15 protein-coding genes are annotated in these 17,383 nt (G+C 50.0%); 7 read left to right on the top strand and 8 right to left on the bottom strand.

Translation table 11 applies throughout. The features are described from left to right. The first annotated feature begins 32 nt into the window (after nt 1-32). Nucleotides 33-1,241, top strand: coding sequence for a trypsin-like peptidase domain-containing protein (locus tag HRU79_00835; protein ID QOJ25261.1), 1,209 nt, complete (start codon nt 33-35; stop codon nt 1,239-1,241). Beyond that, on the top strand, nt 1,238-1,978 hold the full coding sequence (gene lptB / locus HRU79_00830) for an LPS export ABC transporter ATP-binding protein (protein QOJ25260.1): 741 nt from the start codon (nt 1,238-1,240) through the stop codon (nt 1,976-1,978). Before HRU79_00835 ends, lptB begins: the two co-directional genes overlap by 4 nt. Here lptB and HRU79_00825 read toward each other — a convergent pair. Further along, entirely contained in the window at nt 1,975-4,164 is a 2,190-nt protein-coding gene (locus tag HRU79_00825; protein QOJ25259.1) for a TonB-dependent receptor, read from the bottom strand. The two genes, lptB and HRU79_00825, sit on opposite strands and share 4 nt — an antisense overlap. After that, nucleotides 4,164-4,655: a hypothetical protein gene (locus HRU79_00820; GenBank protein QOJ25258.1), complete on the bottom strand. Its 492-nt coding sequence runs from the start codon at nt 4,653-4,655 to the stop codon at nt 4,164-4,166. Before HRU79_00820 ends, HRU79_00825 begins: the two co-directional genes overlap by 1 nt. A 153-nt stretch (nt 4,656-4,808) precedes the next feature. Here HRU79_00820 and HRU79_00815 point away from each other — a divergent pair, with 153 nt between their 5' ends. Genes HRU79_00815 through vanZ form a run of 4 tightly spaced genes read left to right on the top strand, consistent with a single transcriptional unit; the run spans nt 4,809 to nt 8,196 of the window. Continuing rightward, nucleotides 4,809-5,627 (top strand): formate/nitrite transporter family protein, encoded by an 819-nt coding sequence (locus HRU79_00815; GenBank protein ID QOJ25257.1) that lies wholly within the window; start codon nt 4,809-4,811, stop codon nt 5,625-5,627. A 44-nt stretch (nt 5,628-5,671) separates the two neighbouring features. After that, nucleotides 5,672-6,310, top strand: a complete 639-nt coding sequence (locus tag HRU79_00810) for a methyltransferase domain-containing protein (GenBank protein QOJ25256.1) — start codon at nt 5,672-5,674, stop codon at nt 6,308-6,310. Nucleotides 6,311-6,347: 37 nt separating this feature from the next. Continuing rightward, on the top strand, nt 6,348-7,823 hold the full coding sequence (locus HRU79_00805; protein QOJ25255.1) for an NAD(P)H-hydrate dehydratase: 1,476 nt from the start codon (nt 6,348-6,350) through the stop codon (nt 7,821-7,823). Continuing rightward, entirely contained in the window at nt 7,807-8,196 is a 390-nt protein-coding gene (gene vanZ, locus HRU79_00800; protein QOJ25254.1) for a VanZ family protein, read from the top strand. Before HRU79_00805 ends, vanZ begins: the two co-directional genes overlap by 17 nt. Here vanZ and miaA read toward each other — a convergent pair. The 6 genes from miaA to HRU79_00770 all read right to left on the bottom strand — a co-directional run bounded on the left by miaA (nt 8,143) and on the right by HRU79_00770 (nt 14,504). After that, the gene (miaA, locus tag HRU79_00795; GenBank protein QOJ25253.1) at nt 8,143-10,653 is read right to left on the bottom strand and encodes a tRNA (adenosine(37)-N6)-dimethylallyltransferase MiaA; all 2,511 of its coding nucleotides are present in this window, start codon (nt 10,651-10,653) and stop codon (nt 8,143-8,145) included. The genes vanZ and miaA overlap by 54 nt on opposite strands. Then, complete coding sequence (locus tag HRU79_00790) at nt 10,646-11,317, bottom strand: protein-L-isoaspartate(D-aspartate) O-methyltransferase (protein ID QOJ25252.1); 672 nt, start codon at nt 11,315-11,317, stop codon at nt 10,646-10,648. Before HRU79_00790 ends, miaA begins: the two co-directional genes overlap by 8 nt. Continuing rightward, the gene (locus HRU79_00785) at nt 11,314-12,087 is read right to left on the bottom strand and encodes a TIGR00159 family protein (protein QOJ25251.1); all 774 of its coding nucleotides are present in this window, start codon (nt 12,085-12,087) and stop codon (nt 11,314-11,316) included. The genes HRU79_00790 and HRU79_00785 overlap by 4 nt, the downstream gene beginning before the upstream one ends. Then, a complete protein-coding gene (locus tag HRU79_00780; protein ID QOJ25250.1) occupies nt 12,084-13,115 on the bottom strand; it encodes a PhoH family protein in 1,032 nt (343 codons plus the stop codon). The genes HRU79_00785 and HRU79_00780 overlap by 4 nt, the downstream gene beginning before the upstream one ends. 187 nt (nt 13,116-13,302) lie before the next feature. Beyond that, nucleotides 13,303-14,136, bottom strand: a complete 834-nt coding sequence (locus HRU79_00775; protein QOJ25249.1) for a LysM peptidoglycan-binding domain-containing protein — start codon at nt 14,134-14,136, stop codon at nt 13,303-13,305. An 11-nt stretch (nt 14,137-14,147) separates the two neighbouring features. Beyond that, nucleotides 14,148-14,504: a hypothetical protein gene (locus tag HRU79_00770; GenBank protein ID QOJ25248.1), complete on the bottom strand. Its 357-nt coding sequence runs from the start codon at nt 14,502-14,504 to the stop codon at nt 14,148-14,150. Nucleotides 14,505-14,694: 190 nt separating this feature from the next. Between HRU79_00770 and HRU79_00765 the strand changes: the two genes are divergently transcribed. Further along, nucleotides 14,695-17,370 (top strand): valine--tRNA ligase, encoded by a 2,676-nt coding sequence (locus HRU79_00765; GenBank protein QOJ25247.1) that lies wholly within the window; start codon nt 14,695-14,697, stop codon nt 17,368-17,370. The last annotated feature ends 13 nt before the right edge of the window (nt 17,371-17,383 follow it).

Genomic DNA, 17,383 nt, shown 5'->3' with positions numbered 1-17,383 from the left:
ACTTGGGTTTGGTTACGACAAAGGGGACTATTATGTTACCGTTTATTTCAACCACAATGCGTTTGAGTGTTTTCTTTCTTGTTGTATTGTCTGTAGGGGCTTGTGCCAAGACTCCGGCAGATAGTCCGCGGTCCGCAAAGCAGGCCAACACCGTACCTTCGGTTTACACCCGGGCCGAGGATATTCTGACTGCTTCGCGGCATAATGCCATCACACGGGCCGTCGAGGTTTGCTCTCCGGCTGTGGTAGGGATTAATGTTACCGAAGTCCGAGAAGAAGTGTACCGGTCTCCGTTCTTTTTTGATGATCCGTATTTCGAACGATTCTTTGGTGGACCGCAGACCAGAACGCGTCGCTACAGCGTGAAAGGTGTTGGTTCGGGGTTCATTATTTCAAGTGATGGCTACATTCTTACGAACGACCATGTTGCCGGGAATGCTACCAAAATTGTCGTTACCATGGTTGACGGTACTAAACATGATGCAACGGTTGTTGGTACCGATAAAGTAGCCGATGTTACCCTGCTTAAAATTGATGCCAGGAACCTGCCGTATTTAAAGCTTGCCAATAGTGATAGTGTGCTGGTAGGGGAATGGAGCGTGGCGTTTGGGAACCCGTTCGGACTGTTCACAATGAACGCCAAACCAACGGTAACGGTTGGTGTAATTAGCAATAAGGGAGTGAGCTTTACCCAGCCCGACGAGCAGGGTGAAGACCGCGTGTACAAGAACATGATTCAAACCGATGCGGCCATCTCGTCCGGGAACTCCGGCGGACCTCTGGTAAATGCCAATGGCGATGTGATTGGAATCAATACAGTGATTTACTCAACTGCTCAGAGCTCCCGCGGCGCCGGCAGTATCGGGATTGGCTTTGCAATTCCGATAAACCGGGTTAAAGCCGTTGTTGATAAACTGCAGCAGGATGGTACGATTGACAGGAATTTCTGGACCGGGCTAAAGGTAACTCCGATCGACGAAGAGACTGCCGAGTACTATGGTATTAGCCGAACGGATGGCGTGCTGGTAATGCGCATTGCCGGTAACAGCCCTGCTGATAGAGCGGGAATCGAACCAGGCGACGTGATTACTGCGATTGACGGTGAGCCTGTTCTTACAATGGAAAACCTTAATGTTGCCGTTCTTGATGCCGTGGCTGGACAAAAACTAAGGTTTACCGTTGACAGAGGCGGCGTGTTGAAGGACTTTCTTGTAACATTATCAAAACCTCCGAAACAATGACGCAAGGGTCAACCCTGAAAGCAACGGCACTCAAAAAGGTCTATCGCAAACGAGTTGTCGTAAAAGAAAGTACCCTGCAGGTAAGCCAGGGTGAAGTTGTTGGTTTGCTTGGCCCCAATGGTGCAGGCAAAACCACAACGTTCTATATGATCGTTGGCATGGTGCGTCCGGAAAAAGGAACAGTAGAACTGGATGCAAGAAATATAACCCGGATCCCGATGTATAAACGGGCACGGATGGGGTTGGCATACCTTCCGCAAGAGCCTAGTATCTTCAGAATGCTCTCCGTTGAACAGAATATTATGGCTGTACTACAGCTCCGCCGCATGAAGTCAGCCGAGCGGCGAAACACACTCAATCAACTTATTGAGGAATTTGGTTTAACCCATATTCGCAAAAGCAAGGGGTATATGCTTTCAGGGGGCGAGAGGCGACGGTGCGAAATTGCACGTGCCCTTGCAACCAATCCAAAGTTTATTTTATTGGATGAGCCGTTTGCCGGTATCGACCCGCTGGCTGTTGAAGATATCATGGTAATTGTGCGAAAGCTAAAGGAAAAGGGGCTTGGCGTTCTGATTACCGATCACAACGTTCACGAAACCCTGTCAATTACTGATAGAGCATACATCCTGATTGACGGTACGATGTTTATCAATGGTACAGCCGAAGAGGTGGCGAGCAACCCGGAGGTTCGGAAACTGTACCTTGGCGAGCAGTTTAAACTGGAACGATATTAAGGCTGGAGTACTTCGATCTGGAAGAGGAGTTGCCGGGTAGGGCTAAGGTTGGCAACTGCTTCGGCATAGTAATAATCCAAAATATTCTTGCCAATCACACCAAGCCGCAACTGTTGCTGTATTCCAATATCAACTGTGTACAAGATTCGTGCATCAACAATATGGACCGGGACCCGAGCGGTTGCATTAGGAATAAAGGCATCCAGTTTATCATCAACCTGCTCTACCTTGTTTTGGAATCTATAGTCAATCCCAACCTGGAGCCTATTGGTAATGGAGTACTCGGCCCTGCTGTACCACAGTACGTTATTCCGATACTTTAGTGTCTGTCCGGTCAGCAGATCGGTAGGCAGCATACCGGTAATCCCGGTTTCAGCAGTAAGCCGCGGATGCAGGATGGCACGGACGGTACACTCAGCACCAAGTATTCTGGCTCGGGTTACATTCTGAAAGATGATCGGAACCGACGGATCATCCATTGCAAACGTTGGTTCTATTAAATCGTATAGTTCGTTATTAAATACTGCGATGTCGATATCAACTGGCAGGACGGCATCTTCGGGGGTATAATGCATGCCTGCCTCGTACGAGACTGAGCTTTCCGCCAAAAGGTTGGGATTAGGAATAACATTGAAGGGGCCGTAACGGATGTTGGCATAGCGCTCTGCGATTGCCGGCGCCCGAAAGCCACGTCCAATGCTAGCACGCAAGGCAACGGAAGGAGTAACGTGCCAGCTGATGCCAAACTTGGGACTAAGCTCCAGATACGAGGGCAGGGTGGCTGTTTTCTCGTGGTCAAGGCGTACGCCAAGAGTGAGAATGGGTCCGTTTGTAAAGCTGAACTCACCCTGTACGAATCCAGCAGCCAGGGCCTGAAACTGCTCACCATAAACATCGGCTGAAACACTGTTCAGCTTAGCGTTCAGTCCACCCGTGAGTGTAAACTGGTCCGAAAAGACACGGGTAGCCAGTATATCGGTGTTCCATGAGTTTGCCACCGAATGATTGGAATCCTGCATGACGTTGTTGATCAGGTTGCCAAACTCTGTCCTGAATATCCCTGCACGAACAGTAAGCGTTGTCCGGTTATCCAGGAATGCAGCCCACTCCAGGCCACCAGCCAGTTTGCCGGAACGCAGGAGCTGTTCCCTGTCCTGGGCATCCGGAGGGAAGGTGGCATACCGGAGGTCCTTCCAGTACAGGAAGTTTTCACCGGTGTGAGTGGCATACAAAGCAAATGCTGTAAGGTGGTTGTTCGCCCCAAGATTCCACTGAAACTTCCCGAAGGCAATGCCGTCCAGCGATTTATCAAAGTCACGGTATCCTTCGTCGGAACGGATTGCGGCACTGCCGGAAACTGTTATCTCTGGCGTTGAATGTGTGAGGCGGATATCAAGTCCGCTGCTGAGAGGCGCGCTGGCACGGTAGTTCCATTCTGAGTAGCGAGGCTTTGAGTAGGTACCGGCAAAACCACGACCGGTTATCGTGGTGCCCGCTGGTGGCTTGGCCGTAAACATTGTTACAACACCACCAAGAGCTCCCGTACCATACAGAGCGCTGCCAGCCCCCTTGATAATTTCAATTCGTCCGATATCGGATACTGGCATAACATCGAACTTTATGTCACCATTATCGCCACTCATCAGCGGGAAGCCATCAAGCAGGACCATGGTTCTGTTGCCAACACCCAGAGCAAAACCGCTGGATCCCCTGATGTTTACCTGGTCTTTCACCACCGAAACGCCGCTTACGTACCGAAGAGCATCATCCAGACGAGTGATGGATCGCTCTGCAACGTCGCTGCTGTTGAGGGTAGAAACAGAGATGGGTACATCCTGAACCGCCTGCACGCGTCTGCTTGCAGAGACAATAACATCCTGCTTTACGATGCTGGCTTCAAGCATTGTTAGCACAACATGCTCGGTATTGTCGGTAAGGGTAATCGTGATTGTACTTGGTTTGTATCCAATCCGTGATGCCACCAGTGAGAAAACACCGGTAGGTAAACCGGCGATTTTGAATTTTCCGGCTGTATCAGTAACGGCTCCTTTTTGTAATCCATGAATTCGGACAGTTGCGGCAACAACGGGTTGGCCGGATGTTCTGTTGGTAATGGTCCCGTACAGATCAACGGCGCTTGCGGTTACTGCCGAGAGCAGCACTAAGACGATATACAGGAAAAACATCAGTTAAAGGGCTGTGGCGGAAGATTGGCAAAGTCAATAAAAAAGTTTACTTGAACGTTGTCGCCGGGCTGTACGCTAACGGGTATCGGTACCGGAGGATCTGCCTGCGATGTGTGAACAGCAAGCATGTGCCAATCCTTCAGCAGGTTGTCTCCGGTTCGTCCGGCTACAACTACATAACCGAATGACCGAGGCGGGCTGGGTATGGTAAGAGAATACGACTCCTGTTCTACAAACCGCCGGAGTGTGTCGGTATACACTGCTGTATTCCGAAGGATGGCCGACAAAACGGAGTCGGGTGCTGTTGGCTGTGACTGAAACAAAACCACGCGTACTTCCCGTACACTGTCGGGCCAGGGTGCACCGGAATAGAAAATCGTTCCTGAAATCTGGGCATTGTCCGGAAGCACGGTAGGGTCAAGCCCACCGCAGCCGGCAAGTGTGGCAACCGTAATGCCACACAAGAGATATTGGACTAACCGGATCAGCACGCTCGAAGCTACGAAGCATTATCCAAACAGTGTTCAAGGTGACGTTTACTGAATAAAATTTCCTGGACGTTGACGGTGGTTTGCCGTGATATAAATATTATTGCTCACACACCAAAACAGTTGTAGAACTCATTAACACACGGATTCATTGTTATGGATAGCATTAAACCGTCGGAAATCGTGAAAGACCTGATTCACATGGGAGCATATAAGTCCAGGTTACATGCAAAAGATATTTTAATCAGAGGCTTTCTGTCAGGATCCCTTCTTGGCTTTGCCACCGTGCTGGCATATACAGCTGCAACGCAAACCGGTTTAGGGATCATTGGCGCACTGGTTTTTCCGGTTGGATTTGCCATGATTATTCTTTTAGGGCTTGAACTGGTAACGGGCAACTTTGCAACAGTACCCATGGCGGTATGGGGTAAAGAAACTTCCAGTATAAGCCTTGTACACAGCTGGATGTGGGCATTTCTGGGTAATCTACTGGGCAGTTTGTTCTTTTGTGCAATGTTCTGGACGTATATTACTGACTTTGGGCAGATAGCGGTCATGCCCGACGTTGCTCACAAGGTAATCGCAGTTGCTGAGGGAAAGACGCTGTTCTATAAAGAACTGGGTTTGTCTGGTATAGGGATAGCGATTGTGAAAGCCATTCTGTGCAACTGGATGGTTACCATGGGTGTGGTGATGGGCGTTTCTTCCTCATCGGCTCTGGGCAAGATCGTGGCTCTATGGCTGCCCATTTTTACGTTTTTTGCACTGGGCTTAGAACACAGCGTGGTAAATATGTTCGTTATTCCAACAGCCATGATGTTAGGAAGCGATATTTCGCTGAGTGACTGGTGGTTGTGGAATCAGATTCCCGTTACACTTGGAAATGTCATTGGCGGCGCACTCCTTACTGGTTTCCCACTGATTTATACATTCCTGCCAAAGAATATTACCGGGGTCTATACGCCGGGGAAATAGTATAGTGCATTTATCCATTGTATAAATTCTTTTAACACATCCGTATGCCACACAATGCCTTCGATTTCCATGCTGACGAGTACGATCAGTGGTTTGCTGATAACCCACAGTTGTTTGAATCTGAATTGAGGGCACTTAAACAGTTGCTTCCTCAGGGCAAGAAAACACTGGAAGTTGGTATTGGAAGCGGGATTTTTGCCGAGCAGTTGGGAATTACTGATGGCATAGATCCGTCGGAAGGCATGCTAACGCTGGCAAGGCAACGGAACCTGAACGTGCGTAAGGGTGTTGCCGAGCATTTACCGTATGCAGATGCCAGCTATGACACAGTGGTCTTTATTACATCCATCTGCTTTGTTGAAGACCCGGTTATTGCAATGCAAGAGGCTTTTCGCGTACTAAAGACGGGTGGTGTGCTGGTCCTGGCTTTTCTGGACAGACAACATGCTTTTATTGCGGCGGTGGAAGCAGGGAAACAGGAGAGCACGTTTTTTCGAGATGCTCAGTTCTATTCAGTGGGTGATGTTCTGGTGCTTATTGAGCAACAGGGGTTTAGGGTCACTGACATCGTTCAGACGCTTACCAATCCGTCGGCACCTGCACCTGAAGATCCGATAAAGGGTTATGGGCAGGGAGCCTTCGTGGTTGTTCGGGCAGAGAAACTGCACACTATCGCATCGTGATTTCATCGTACCGGATACAAAGGGCTTGAACATAGATATGAATTGGGTAACTACACCACAAAGTTCTCGGATAATTGACAATGAGGCTATTGCTTCCGGTATTGCTCCATCAGTACTTATGGAAACAGCAGCACAGGGTGTGGTCTCACATTGTGCCGATATCCCGGATGGTAGTGCGGTAGTTGTTCTGTGCGGTAATGGCAATAACGGTGGCGATGGATATGCTATTGCCCGCATGCTGTCCACCCGCTGTACGGTTACCATTGGTGCCGTCCCGGAGCCGTCAACGATGTCGGCTGAAACTCTTGAGAACTACCACAGAGCCCTCCAGTTGTCTATTCCGGTTTCAATACCTGATGACGTTCTGGCCGGAACGTATGACGTTGTTATTGATGCTCTTATCGGAACAGGTGGCACTGCAGACCTCCGGGAGCCCATCAGCAGGTGGACACGCCTGGTTAATAGTAAAAAGGCTTACGTTCTCTCGGTTGACGTACCAACTGGTCTTGACAGTGCTACCGGACGAAGGCACCCGGATACCGTTCGGGCTGATACAACGATAACAATGGAAACAATTAAACTGGGGATGTTAACAGCAGGCGGACGTGAAGTGTGTGGGACAATACATGTTGTCCCCATTGGTGCTCCGCCCGGTCTGGCCCGACAGCACGCCATTGGTTCAAGTCTGGATACGGGAGATCTTCGGCAACTCCTGCCTGAGCGCAGGTCTGGAACGCATAAATACACGTATGGACATGTGCTGGTTGTTGCCGGGAACAGGGCAATGCGTGGCGCTGCAGCCTTGTGTGCCGAAGCAGCTCTGCGTACAGGTGCAGGGGTTGTAACACTGGCCACCGACCACCCCCATCCGCTGTTGCCAAGAGAGATCATGGTAGTGCCATTGAACCAGGCTGAACAGATGCTGGGAAAGGTCACAACCATTGTTGCAGGTCCGGGATTTGGCACAGACGAGGATCGGCTTGGGATGCTCACACGGCTTCTGAACAATGCACATGATATTCCGCGGATCATTGATGCCGATGGATTACGCTGTATTCCGGAAATGCGTGGCAATATGCAGAACTGTATTCTAACGCCGCATCCGGGGGAGTTTAACCAACTATGTGATGCGCTCGGTTTGGAGCATGCATCGAAATCAGCCGAGATCACGTCAGTCGTAAACACCGTCCGTACACTTGCCTCACACCTTGGCTGTACAGTACATCTAAAATCTGTTCCTCCGGTAACCGTGTCTGGCTCAGATGTTCGTTTTTGCAGTACGGGCAACCCTGCACTTGCCACGGCAGGTACCGGTGATGTACTGGCGGGCATGATAGCCGGACTTGTAGCCCAAGGGGTACTGGGAATAGATGCAGCTTCCCTGGGTGCGTATTTGCACGGACTTACTGCAGATGTGTGGGTACAGAGCAGGGCGGAAGAATCGATGCTTGCCGGTGACGTAATCAGACTGCTTGGTACCGTAATGAAGAACAACAATGAAAAAGGCAAATAAACTTACCGTCATCCCATTAGGTGCACTAACGGTTCTCATCTTCGTTCTGAGTTCATTCCCGGGAAACGAGCTTCCGCCTCTGGACTTTTATCTGGGTGATAAACTGGCCCACGTAAGCGTATTTTTTGTGTACGGTCTGGCATGCCAGCTTGCGATTATTGGCTGGAAACCTGCTGCGTCACGCAAGAAGGTACGTTTGTATTCGCTAATCCTTGGAGCTCTGTGGGGCGCCCTTGATGAAGTGCACCAGAGCTTTGTCCTGAATCGTGATGCAAGTGTGTATGACTGGCTAGCCGATATTTCCGGCCTTGCATTGTCGCTACTCTTCACTGCCGTCATCTATAAATTCGTCTTCCGAGCTTCCCGTGCCTGAGCCCCTTTCGTATCGAAGTTTACTGCCAGATACCGGTGTCCGTTCGGTAACCAAGGGGTTGTACGAGAACCCTGCCATCCTAATGGCGAGCAGGTTTTCGGCCTTTTTATAGGCCGACGGGTTGGGGCCGTTGCTGATGATTGAAAAGCACCAGTCCTCGCCATCAAGGGTGACAGCATACCCCGCCAAGGAGCTGGTGTTGCGCAGAGTTCCTGTTTTTGCAAATACATATTCTGCCGCAATGGTACCGGCCAGCCGTCTGCGGATGGTGCCATCAACACCGGCCACCGATAGAGTGTGATAGAACTCCGTGCCGTACGGCTGCTTCCAGACAGCCTTCAGCAAATCAACCTCTGTAGCTGCGCATACACGGTTACGCCGCGAGAGTCCGCTCCCGTCATTGAGAATCATTCCGCGATGCGGCACTCTTAGAGAATCCAGGGTGGCAAGAATAGCTTTTCGTGCAACGTCAGCGGTGTTTGTTCTGCCACCGTAACGTCCACCAACAAACTTGAACAGCTGCTCAGCATAAAAGTTATGACTGCGTTTGTTGACTACGGAACAATATTCACTCAATGGACGCTGTATCTGGGAAAGTATCCTGGAACTCTGCGGAGCAGCCTTAACACCAATACCGGCGTTAACCTGAATTCCGCCAGCCTGAAGCCTGGATTCAAGAACACCAACCGCCACCAGAGCAGGCTTTTGTACCGTGATATGAAAGGTTTGTGTACGATTAGGCCGCGGAGCACCGGTAACGGTAATTTGAACTCGTCCATCCTTTAGAACGGTCTGGCTAACAGATAGAGAGGAACGTTTCTTCCGACGGCGGTTCTGACGAACGGCGGGAGCAACCTGTACAACGACGGCTGTGGTATTGGGGAGTACCTGCACCGAAACAGTACCTTTGCGGGATGCCGAAACGACTACCGAGACCGACCCCTCATTGAGCGATAGGGGATAAACCGGCGCCGTATGCTGAACATCTTCAAAATCTCCACTATAAACAGCACGGTTTCCCACATGGTCAAAAAAGCTATCATCGGCATACAGTTTCCCGCGTACTTTGCGCAGGCCCATCCTGTATGCCTGATCAGCCAGGTATTCCATATCATTTACGCTGAGCATTGCATCACCGCATCCAACCAGGTACAGGTCACCGTCCAAAACGCCATCACTGTTTAAACGCCCGTTCATCCTGAGTTCAGTAACCAGTGCGCCTCCACTGCCCAAAGCGTGGTAGGCGGCTGCCGTTGTAAATAGTTTTGTTGTACTAGCCGGCGTAAGATTCTGGGTCGGGTTTCGCTCGAAGAGAAGTTTGTTTGTTCGCAGGTTCCAAATCTGACAACTGACATCAGCCCCTTTAAATGCATCTGAATTAAGAACTGAGTCGGCATATTTCTTAAATAATGCAATTGCCTGTGCCGAATCAAACTGAGTGGGTATGGCTGGCAGTGGTGGTAACCGTGTGGAATCGGTAGCAGCAGGAGCTGCAGTTACGTGGCCGATGGCCAGTAATGCAAGAACACAGACGGTGACAGCGATGTTATGCAGGATCTGCGATACCGCTGTTGCTGCATGAAGCCACTGATACCGGGTATCGCTGCGGAACCAGGTTCGCTGACGTTTGGCATACTGGCGTGTGGCAACAATGTGACGTTCAATGGCATCTGTACGACTTAACTGTTCTCCATAGCCAAGGTACTGCAAAACCTGTTCGTATCCAATTGTGCGTAAACTCTGTTGTTGTGGTTGGATTCCATGTGACAGCAAATTTTGTGTTTCCTCGACTATTCCATCATTCCACATTGCATTACACCGATCTTCGATTCGTTTATTGAGTTCGCTCGTGTCCAGATAAATACTAAAGTAGTGTACGTTTGCCTGGACTGCATCCGCCGGAGTCTCAAGAATTTCTGAAAATGGTCTGTCATTCTCGAGGATAAATTCAAGAGCTCTCTGAACCCGGCGCGGATTTTTATCCGGATAGTGAGCTGCGGCAGCGGGATCAACCTTCTGCAGCCACTGGTACAATCCCGTGGCACCAAGGCGTTCACGCTCTGAATTCACAAAATCTCTGGTTGACTGTGACGTGTTTCTGCCGTGTGAGGAAAGCCCATCAAGAGCAGCCTGAATATAGAGCCCGGTACCGCCAACCAGCAGAAGCACGGTAGCCGGATCGGCATGAGTGGCAATAATCGTGCGAACCCATGTTGCGTATTCGCCGGCAGTTACGGTATTGGCTGGATCAACAACTGAAAACAAATGGTGCGGACAGGTTTGCATTTCCTGCAGCGTTGGCTTTGCAGTTCCAATATCGAGCATAGCGTAAACCTGGCGGGAGTCAGCACAAACAACCTCAACCGGCACGTGCTGAGCCAGTTGCAACGCAACCTGAGTTTTCCCGGCTGCTGTTGGCCCGCCTATAACCACAACAGTGGTAGGATTACTATTCACGCTCACTCCACCCTTCAACGCCGATCAGGGGGACAAAGGCAAAGTCGCCTTTGTTTTCAACCTTCCAGTCTTCGGCGGCAGTTCTTGTAACAACGTACAGTGTCTGGTTCGTTGTGTTGCCCACCGGAACAACCAGCCTTCCGCCAATTGCAAGCTGTCGGGCCAGCGATTCCGGGACGTCAGGTGCACCCGCCGTTACAAGGATAGCATTGTAAGGGGCTCCGGCACGGTAACCGATGGTTCCGTCGCCCACTCTGCACTGTACCGGATAGCCCAGACTACTAAGCCGCTTTCGTGCAACAATGGAAAGTGGCGAGTGACGCTCAATCGACACTACCTGCGCTCCCATTTGTGCAAGTACGGCTGCCTGGTACCCACTGCCGGTACCAATCTCAAGAACTTTATCGTTTGGTTTAATATTGGCACACTGCGTCATAAACGCCACCGTAAACGGCTGAGAAATCGTTTGCCGCTCATTAATAGGCAAGGCTGAATCCTCGTATGCCTGTGACTGCAAGCCTGCAGAAACAAAGGCTTCACGAGGAACTGTGTTCATGGCATCAAGTACGTTTGGGTCAGTAATTCCCCTACGTTGCAGGTGCTCTACAAGGAGTTGTCGCTTCTCATCAAAAGGTGTTTTAATTCGTTGTGGGACTTTAATCATGTACTTGCAAGCAGGCTAATACGTTCAGACAATTTGGAAGGTAGTTCATCAAGTAAAATATTGTGTTCAAGCTCACCCTGGTAGGCAATGCTGACGGCACCAGATTCTTCGCTCACCACAAGGCATACGGCATCGGCTTGTTCGGTTACGCCTACCGCAGCGCGGTGGCGTGTTCCAAGTGTTCTTGAGGCTGCTTTCTGTTCGGCACTCAACGGCAGTACGCAACGTGCTGCCACCACAGTCTGACCGTCAATCACCACTGCTCCGTCGTGCAATGGGCTGCGGGGGTTAAAAACTGACAGCAGGAGTTCCGGGCTGAGAGCTGCCTGGAGTTCTACTCCGGTTTCAACAATCACCCGAATATGGTCGGCACGGGCAAACACCAATAAAGCGCCAATATGCTTGGCACTCATTTCCTTTGCGGCATTACACACATCGTCAATAATATTAGCATTGCTACTACGAACAAACAAACGGAACAACCGGGTTTGGGTTACCAGCAAAAGTAGCCGTCGCAATTCGGGCTGAAAGAGAACCACGAACGCGATCAGCCCGATATCAGCAATCCGCCGAAGAACCCAGTTCACCGTCCGCAGATTTGCTGCTTCTGTGATGATTCCCAGTACAGCCAGCACGGCCAGCACTACGATGATTTGAATTGCCGCTGTATCGCGAAGAGAGCGATAAACAATAAAGAAAAGAATGCTGATGATCAGGATATCAGCGATGTCCATCAGAGTTATCGGAAGGAATCCAAATAGCTCAATCATGGTGCGTCTTGCTCCCGTGTGGCTGATGTAGCTTCACCTTTAAATTCTGTATTTACCCCCTGATGACGGCTGTCGCGCTGTTCATAGGCATTGATAATTTCAGCCACAAGCCGGTGGCGGACAACATCTTCGCGACCAAATTCCACGAAGTCAATGCCATTGATTCCTGAAAACAGCTGGAACACGTCGCTCAGACCCGAGTCGGTTTTCTTAACAAGATCAATTTGTGTAACATCACCAGTCACGATTGCCTTGCTGTTCTGGCCAAGACGGGTGAGGAACATTTTCATCTGACTGCGGGTAGCGTTCTGGGCTTCATCCAGAATGATAAAGCTGTTGTTCAGCGTTCGGCCACGCATATATGCCAGTGGAATAATCTCCACAATACGGCGTTCCAGCATACCCTTGAGTTTATCGGGGCTCACCATGTCGGCAAGAGCATCCAGGAGTGGTCGCAGATACGGGTCGATTTTCTCACTTAGGTCACCAGGCAAAAAACCAAGGCTTTCGCCTGCTTCAACGGCAGGACGTGACAGGATAATTCGGCTGACTTCATTGGCGCGCAAGGCGCTTAGTGCCATGGCAACAGCCAGAAATGTTTTTCCTGTACCGGCAGGACCGATGCAGAATACCAGGTCGTTCTTTTGTACTCTCCGATAGTATTCCAGCTGGTTTTGGGTCCGTGCTCGGATAACTTCCTTCTTGCCCCAATATATCAGTGAGTCGAGTTCTTCAGAAGCAACGGGTGGGGTGTGACTGTTGCGGTTACCGCTTACCAGATCGATGATTACCGACACGTCAGTCATCGTCAGACGTCCTACACGCTGGAGCGTTCTTGTCAGCTCCTGGATAATTTGCTCAATTTTCTTGATTTCATGGGGTTCACCACGGAGGATTACGGTATCACCGCGAACAGTAAGTGTTGTATCGAAAGCATTTTCGATGAGCTGCAGGTGATTTTCGTTCGGACCAAACAGTTCCACCGGTTCTACATCGGTGATGCGTAGTTTTTTCTCGACGGTTTGCATGTAGCCTAACAATAGTGCCAGTATGGTTAACCAACGAATCTACGAGGTAGTACTGAAATCATAGGTATCTGGTATGTACCGGTGGAAAGATTTCGTGTTGGCAATAAAAAAAAACCGCTTCACAGTGAAGTGAAGCGGTGATTTTTGTCGGCGGTATAGCTGAATGCGTACCGGAGGTGAACCGGATTTATTTTCCGGTTTCGCTGGTAGCAGGTGCAGCCGTTGATTGCGGTGTTTCAGTTGCAGCAGCCTGTGCAGCCTGAATTTCGGCTTTCTTCTTACGCCAGTAGCGACGTTCGGCCTTCATTTCTTCGTCTGATTTTGGTCCTTTGGGAGGGATATTAAGCACCCAGCCTGGCTGAATCACATCTGGATTTTTAATCTTATCGGTATTTGCTAACCAGATTTTTGGCCACTGGTGTGGATCGGCATAAATCTCGGACCTGCCGGAAATGTTCCACAAACAGTCTTTGTTTTCAGCCCACGTACCAACGGTGTATCCCGGAGGACGGCTGTGTTCACGATACAATCCCTTAATATCACGTCCTAATGCGTTGATCCGATCGTAGAATTCGGGGAGAGCTGCAAGGCGCTGACCTACCAGCTGCCGAAAATCTTTATCAAGCTGGATGACATCCGCACGCCGGTCGGCGAGCTGGTCGTTGGTAAGACGCTGCATTTCGCGTACCCGGCCTTCGATGCGCCCAAGGGCTTCACGGAATGCATTGACCTCGGCCTCGGAGGCGCTCACCTGAGCATAAATATCGTCGTTGCACTTTTTAATATCTGAAACCGCAGTCGTAAGATCGCCTTCGGCTTTTAAGATATCTGCACGAATTCCATCAAGCTTGGCCTTCAGCTCGTTGTTGGCATCACGGTATTTGGCGATGCGGGCATCGGCTTCATCGCAGGTAAGCTCAATGTCAGGCTTGGATTCGGGGGGCGGCGGAACTTTTTCTTCTGCCGCAGTGGCTACCATGATGCTTCCACTAAACAAGGCTAAGAGCAGTAGATTTTTCATTGATATTCTCCTTATCGCTTCTTGGTTTTAGTGGTTGGTTGCGCGGGTGCGGGGATCTCTTCAATTGGACTGTTGGGATCCCAGCCCGTCCATACATGTGGCCACCGTGCCATCTTGTCCTTTACAAAGTTCAAGCGCTCGTTGCACTTCCTGAGATCTGCCTGTCTGCTGCTCAGTTCGGCATTGATCTTTGTTTTGTCGGTTTCGGCTTTGGCAATATCAGCAGTAAGCTGTTTTTCATCAGTGCGTAACTGATTGATCATTGCCTGCTGCTCATCCTTGATTTTACAGGTACACGACGTAAGCACCAGGGCTGCACCCACAAAAGCGGATGTTAACCAAGGTAAGCTCGTCAGCCTATGTTTCATAACGACCTCCGGGTGATGGAAATTTGCGATTCTTCACTATGAGATACGACTCAAATTCGAATGCATGTACGAGTTTGTTGCGTAAAGGTTCCCACAGAACTAACAAATATACGAGTCAATTTTTATTAATATCACCGGTACTAACCATGCAAAGGGGTGTTTTTCGGCTACACCGTATTTTCGAAGAGTTATGATACTACCCCCGCAATTTGACCCTACACGATCCCGCACCACATGGTACGAGGCCTGGCAATCAGCCGGTGTGTTCGCTTCTGAGCCGTCTGCCAAAGCCCCGTACAGCATTTTAATGCCTCCACCCAACGTTACCGGCATCCTCCATTTTGGTCATGTTCTTAATCATACAATACAGGATCTGTACATCCGGTGGCATAGTATGCTTGGCGATGAAACCTGCTGGTTCCCGGGTCTGGACCATGCAGGTATTGCCACTCAGACAAAGGTAGAACAACAGCTTCGCGAGCAGGGAACCAACAGACATGAACTTGGACGCGATGTATTTGTTGAGCGGGTCTGGGACTGGAAAAATAAGTACGGCAATATCATTCTTGAACAGCTGAAGATGCTGGGGAACAGCTGCGACTGGAATACAACTTTGTTTACGATGGACGAGACGGCGAGCAATGCCGTTCGTGATGTGTTTATTGCGTTGTTCGACGAAGGACTGATCTATCGCGGAAAACGGATCATCAACTGGTCACCTCTGGCTATGAGCGCATTAAGTGACGAAGAGGTTGTCCATAAAGAAGTACGAGAGCAGATATACTCGCTCCGCTATCACCTTGCCGACGGCTCGGGTACTCTGATCGTTGCCACGGTACGGCCTGAAACCATTTTTGCCGACGTTGCCGTTGCTGTTCACCCCGACGATGAACGCTATAATGCACTTGCCGGACAAGAGGTAATTGTCCCGCTCAGCGGGAAACGAATTCCTATTATTCTTGATGACTATGTAGACATGAGCTTTGGTACCGGCTGTTTAAAGGTGACACCTGCACATGATCCGAATGACTACGAGATTGGTATCAGACACGGTCTGGACATGCCTCAGTGTATCGATGCCGATGCCACCCTGAACCAGCTTGCCGGCGACTATGCCGGACTGGAGCGGTTTAAAGCCAGGCGGGTGGTAGTCCGTGACTTAGAAGCCAGACAACTTCTTGAAAAAACAGAACCTTACACACATAACATCGGATACTCGGAACGTGGTGGTGAACCCGTTGAACCGTATCTGAGTGACCAGTGGTTTGTAAAAATGGCTCCCCTGGCCAAGCCAGCCCTGAAGGCAGTTCAGAACCGTGAAATCAGGTTTTATCCCGAGCACTGGACCAAAACCTACGAACACTGGATGATGAACATTCGAGACTGGTGCATCTCCCGACAGTTGTGGTGGGGACACCGGATACCGGTGTACTATGCTACTGACGGGCGCTACACCGCTGCACGCAACGAAGACGAAGCTCGGAGTAAGTTGGGACTACCTGCATCCGAACCGCTTATCCAGGATCCGGATGTTTTGGATACATGGTTTTCAAGCTGGCTTTGGCCGTTAACTACCCAACGCTGGCAGGTTGGTGAACAGCCAACGGTTGGAATGCAGTATTACCTGCCCACGAATTTACTGGTGACCGGCCCCGACATTATCTTCTTCTGGGTTGCACGAATGATTATGGCAACATTGAAATTCGGCAATACCATTCCTTTTAAAGATGTTTACTTTACGTCAATCATTAGAGACAGCAAAGGACGTAAGCTCAGCAAGAGTCGGGGCAATAGTCCCGATCCGATTGCCATCCTTGATAAGTACGGGTCGGATGCCGTTCGTTTTACAATGATTTATCTGGCACCACTCGGTACCGACGTACGACTGGAAATTGACGAGAAGACGCAGGATATCCCGTCGATGGAAATTGGACGGAATTTTGCCAACAAGGTTTGGAATGCCTGCAGGTTTCTCCTGCTAAAAAAAGAGGAGGTGGGCGTCAACATCAGCAAGAGTGTAGAAACAAGCGTAACAGCAGCCGACAGATGGATATTGTCCCGCTACCACTCAACGTTGTATGATGCCTCAAAGGCATTAGAGCAGTACAGGATTACTGAGTATTCTAAGATATTATATGAATTTATCTGGCGTGATTACTGCGACTGGTACGTTGAAATCGTAAAGATCAGGTGTGCCCAGGCACACAATAACGATGATAAGGCGGCAGCGTTACAGACGGCGTTTTCTGTTATGGAAGGAACCTTAAAGCTACTTCACCCCGTGATGCCGTTTTTAACGGAGGACCTATGGCAGTCGCTGTTTACCGATAAGCCCGGTGAGACGTTTATTCTGCAGGCCGGTTTCCCGGCGTTTGACGCCAATCAGGTTGACCATGCCCTTGAAGATAGTTTTACCACACTACAATCCGTTGTTGAAACGGTACGTCGTCAGCGAAATGAGCTAAGCATCCCGCCCTCCACCAGACTCCCTGTTGTTCTTGGTGCTGAACCTGGCGTGGCGGCATTCCTGACTGATCATCAAACCGTTGTTTCGAACCTTGTCCGGGCAAGCCAGGTTACCATTGGTACTGACATTGCAAAACCACCGGCAAGCGTGTCTGAAATTGTGCGCGGCGTTGAATGTTACTTGATCGTTGAAGGTGCTATAGATACCGAAAAGGAAATAGACAAGCTCAGGAAGGAACTCACGCGACTTACCAATGCAATTGCCGGCGTAGAGAAGAAGCTCATGAATGAAGGCTTCATAAAAGGGGCCAGCCCCGAGGTAGTGGCTGCCGAGAAGAAAAAACATGCCGACTGGTCGGCAGCAAAAGAGAAAGTTGAACGAAATCTGGCTTCGCTGTAGCGTCCGACATTCA

The organism is Ignavibacteria bacterium (genome assembly GCA_015709655.1).
Taxonomy (GTDB): domain Bacteria; phylum Bacteroidota; class Ignavibacteria; order Kapaibacteriales; family Kapaibacteriaceae; genus OLB6.
Note: the sequence above shows the minus strand (reverse complement) of the source record. Positions and strands in the feature narration are given on the sequence as shown.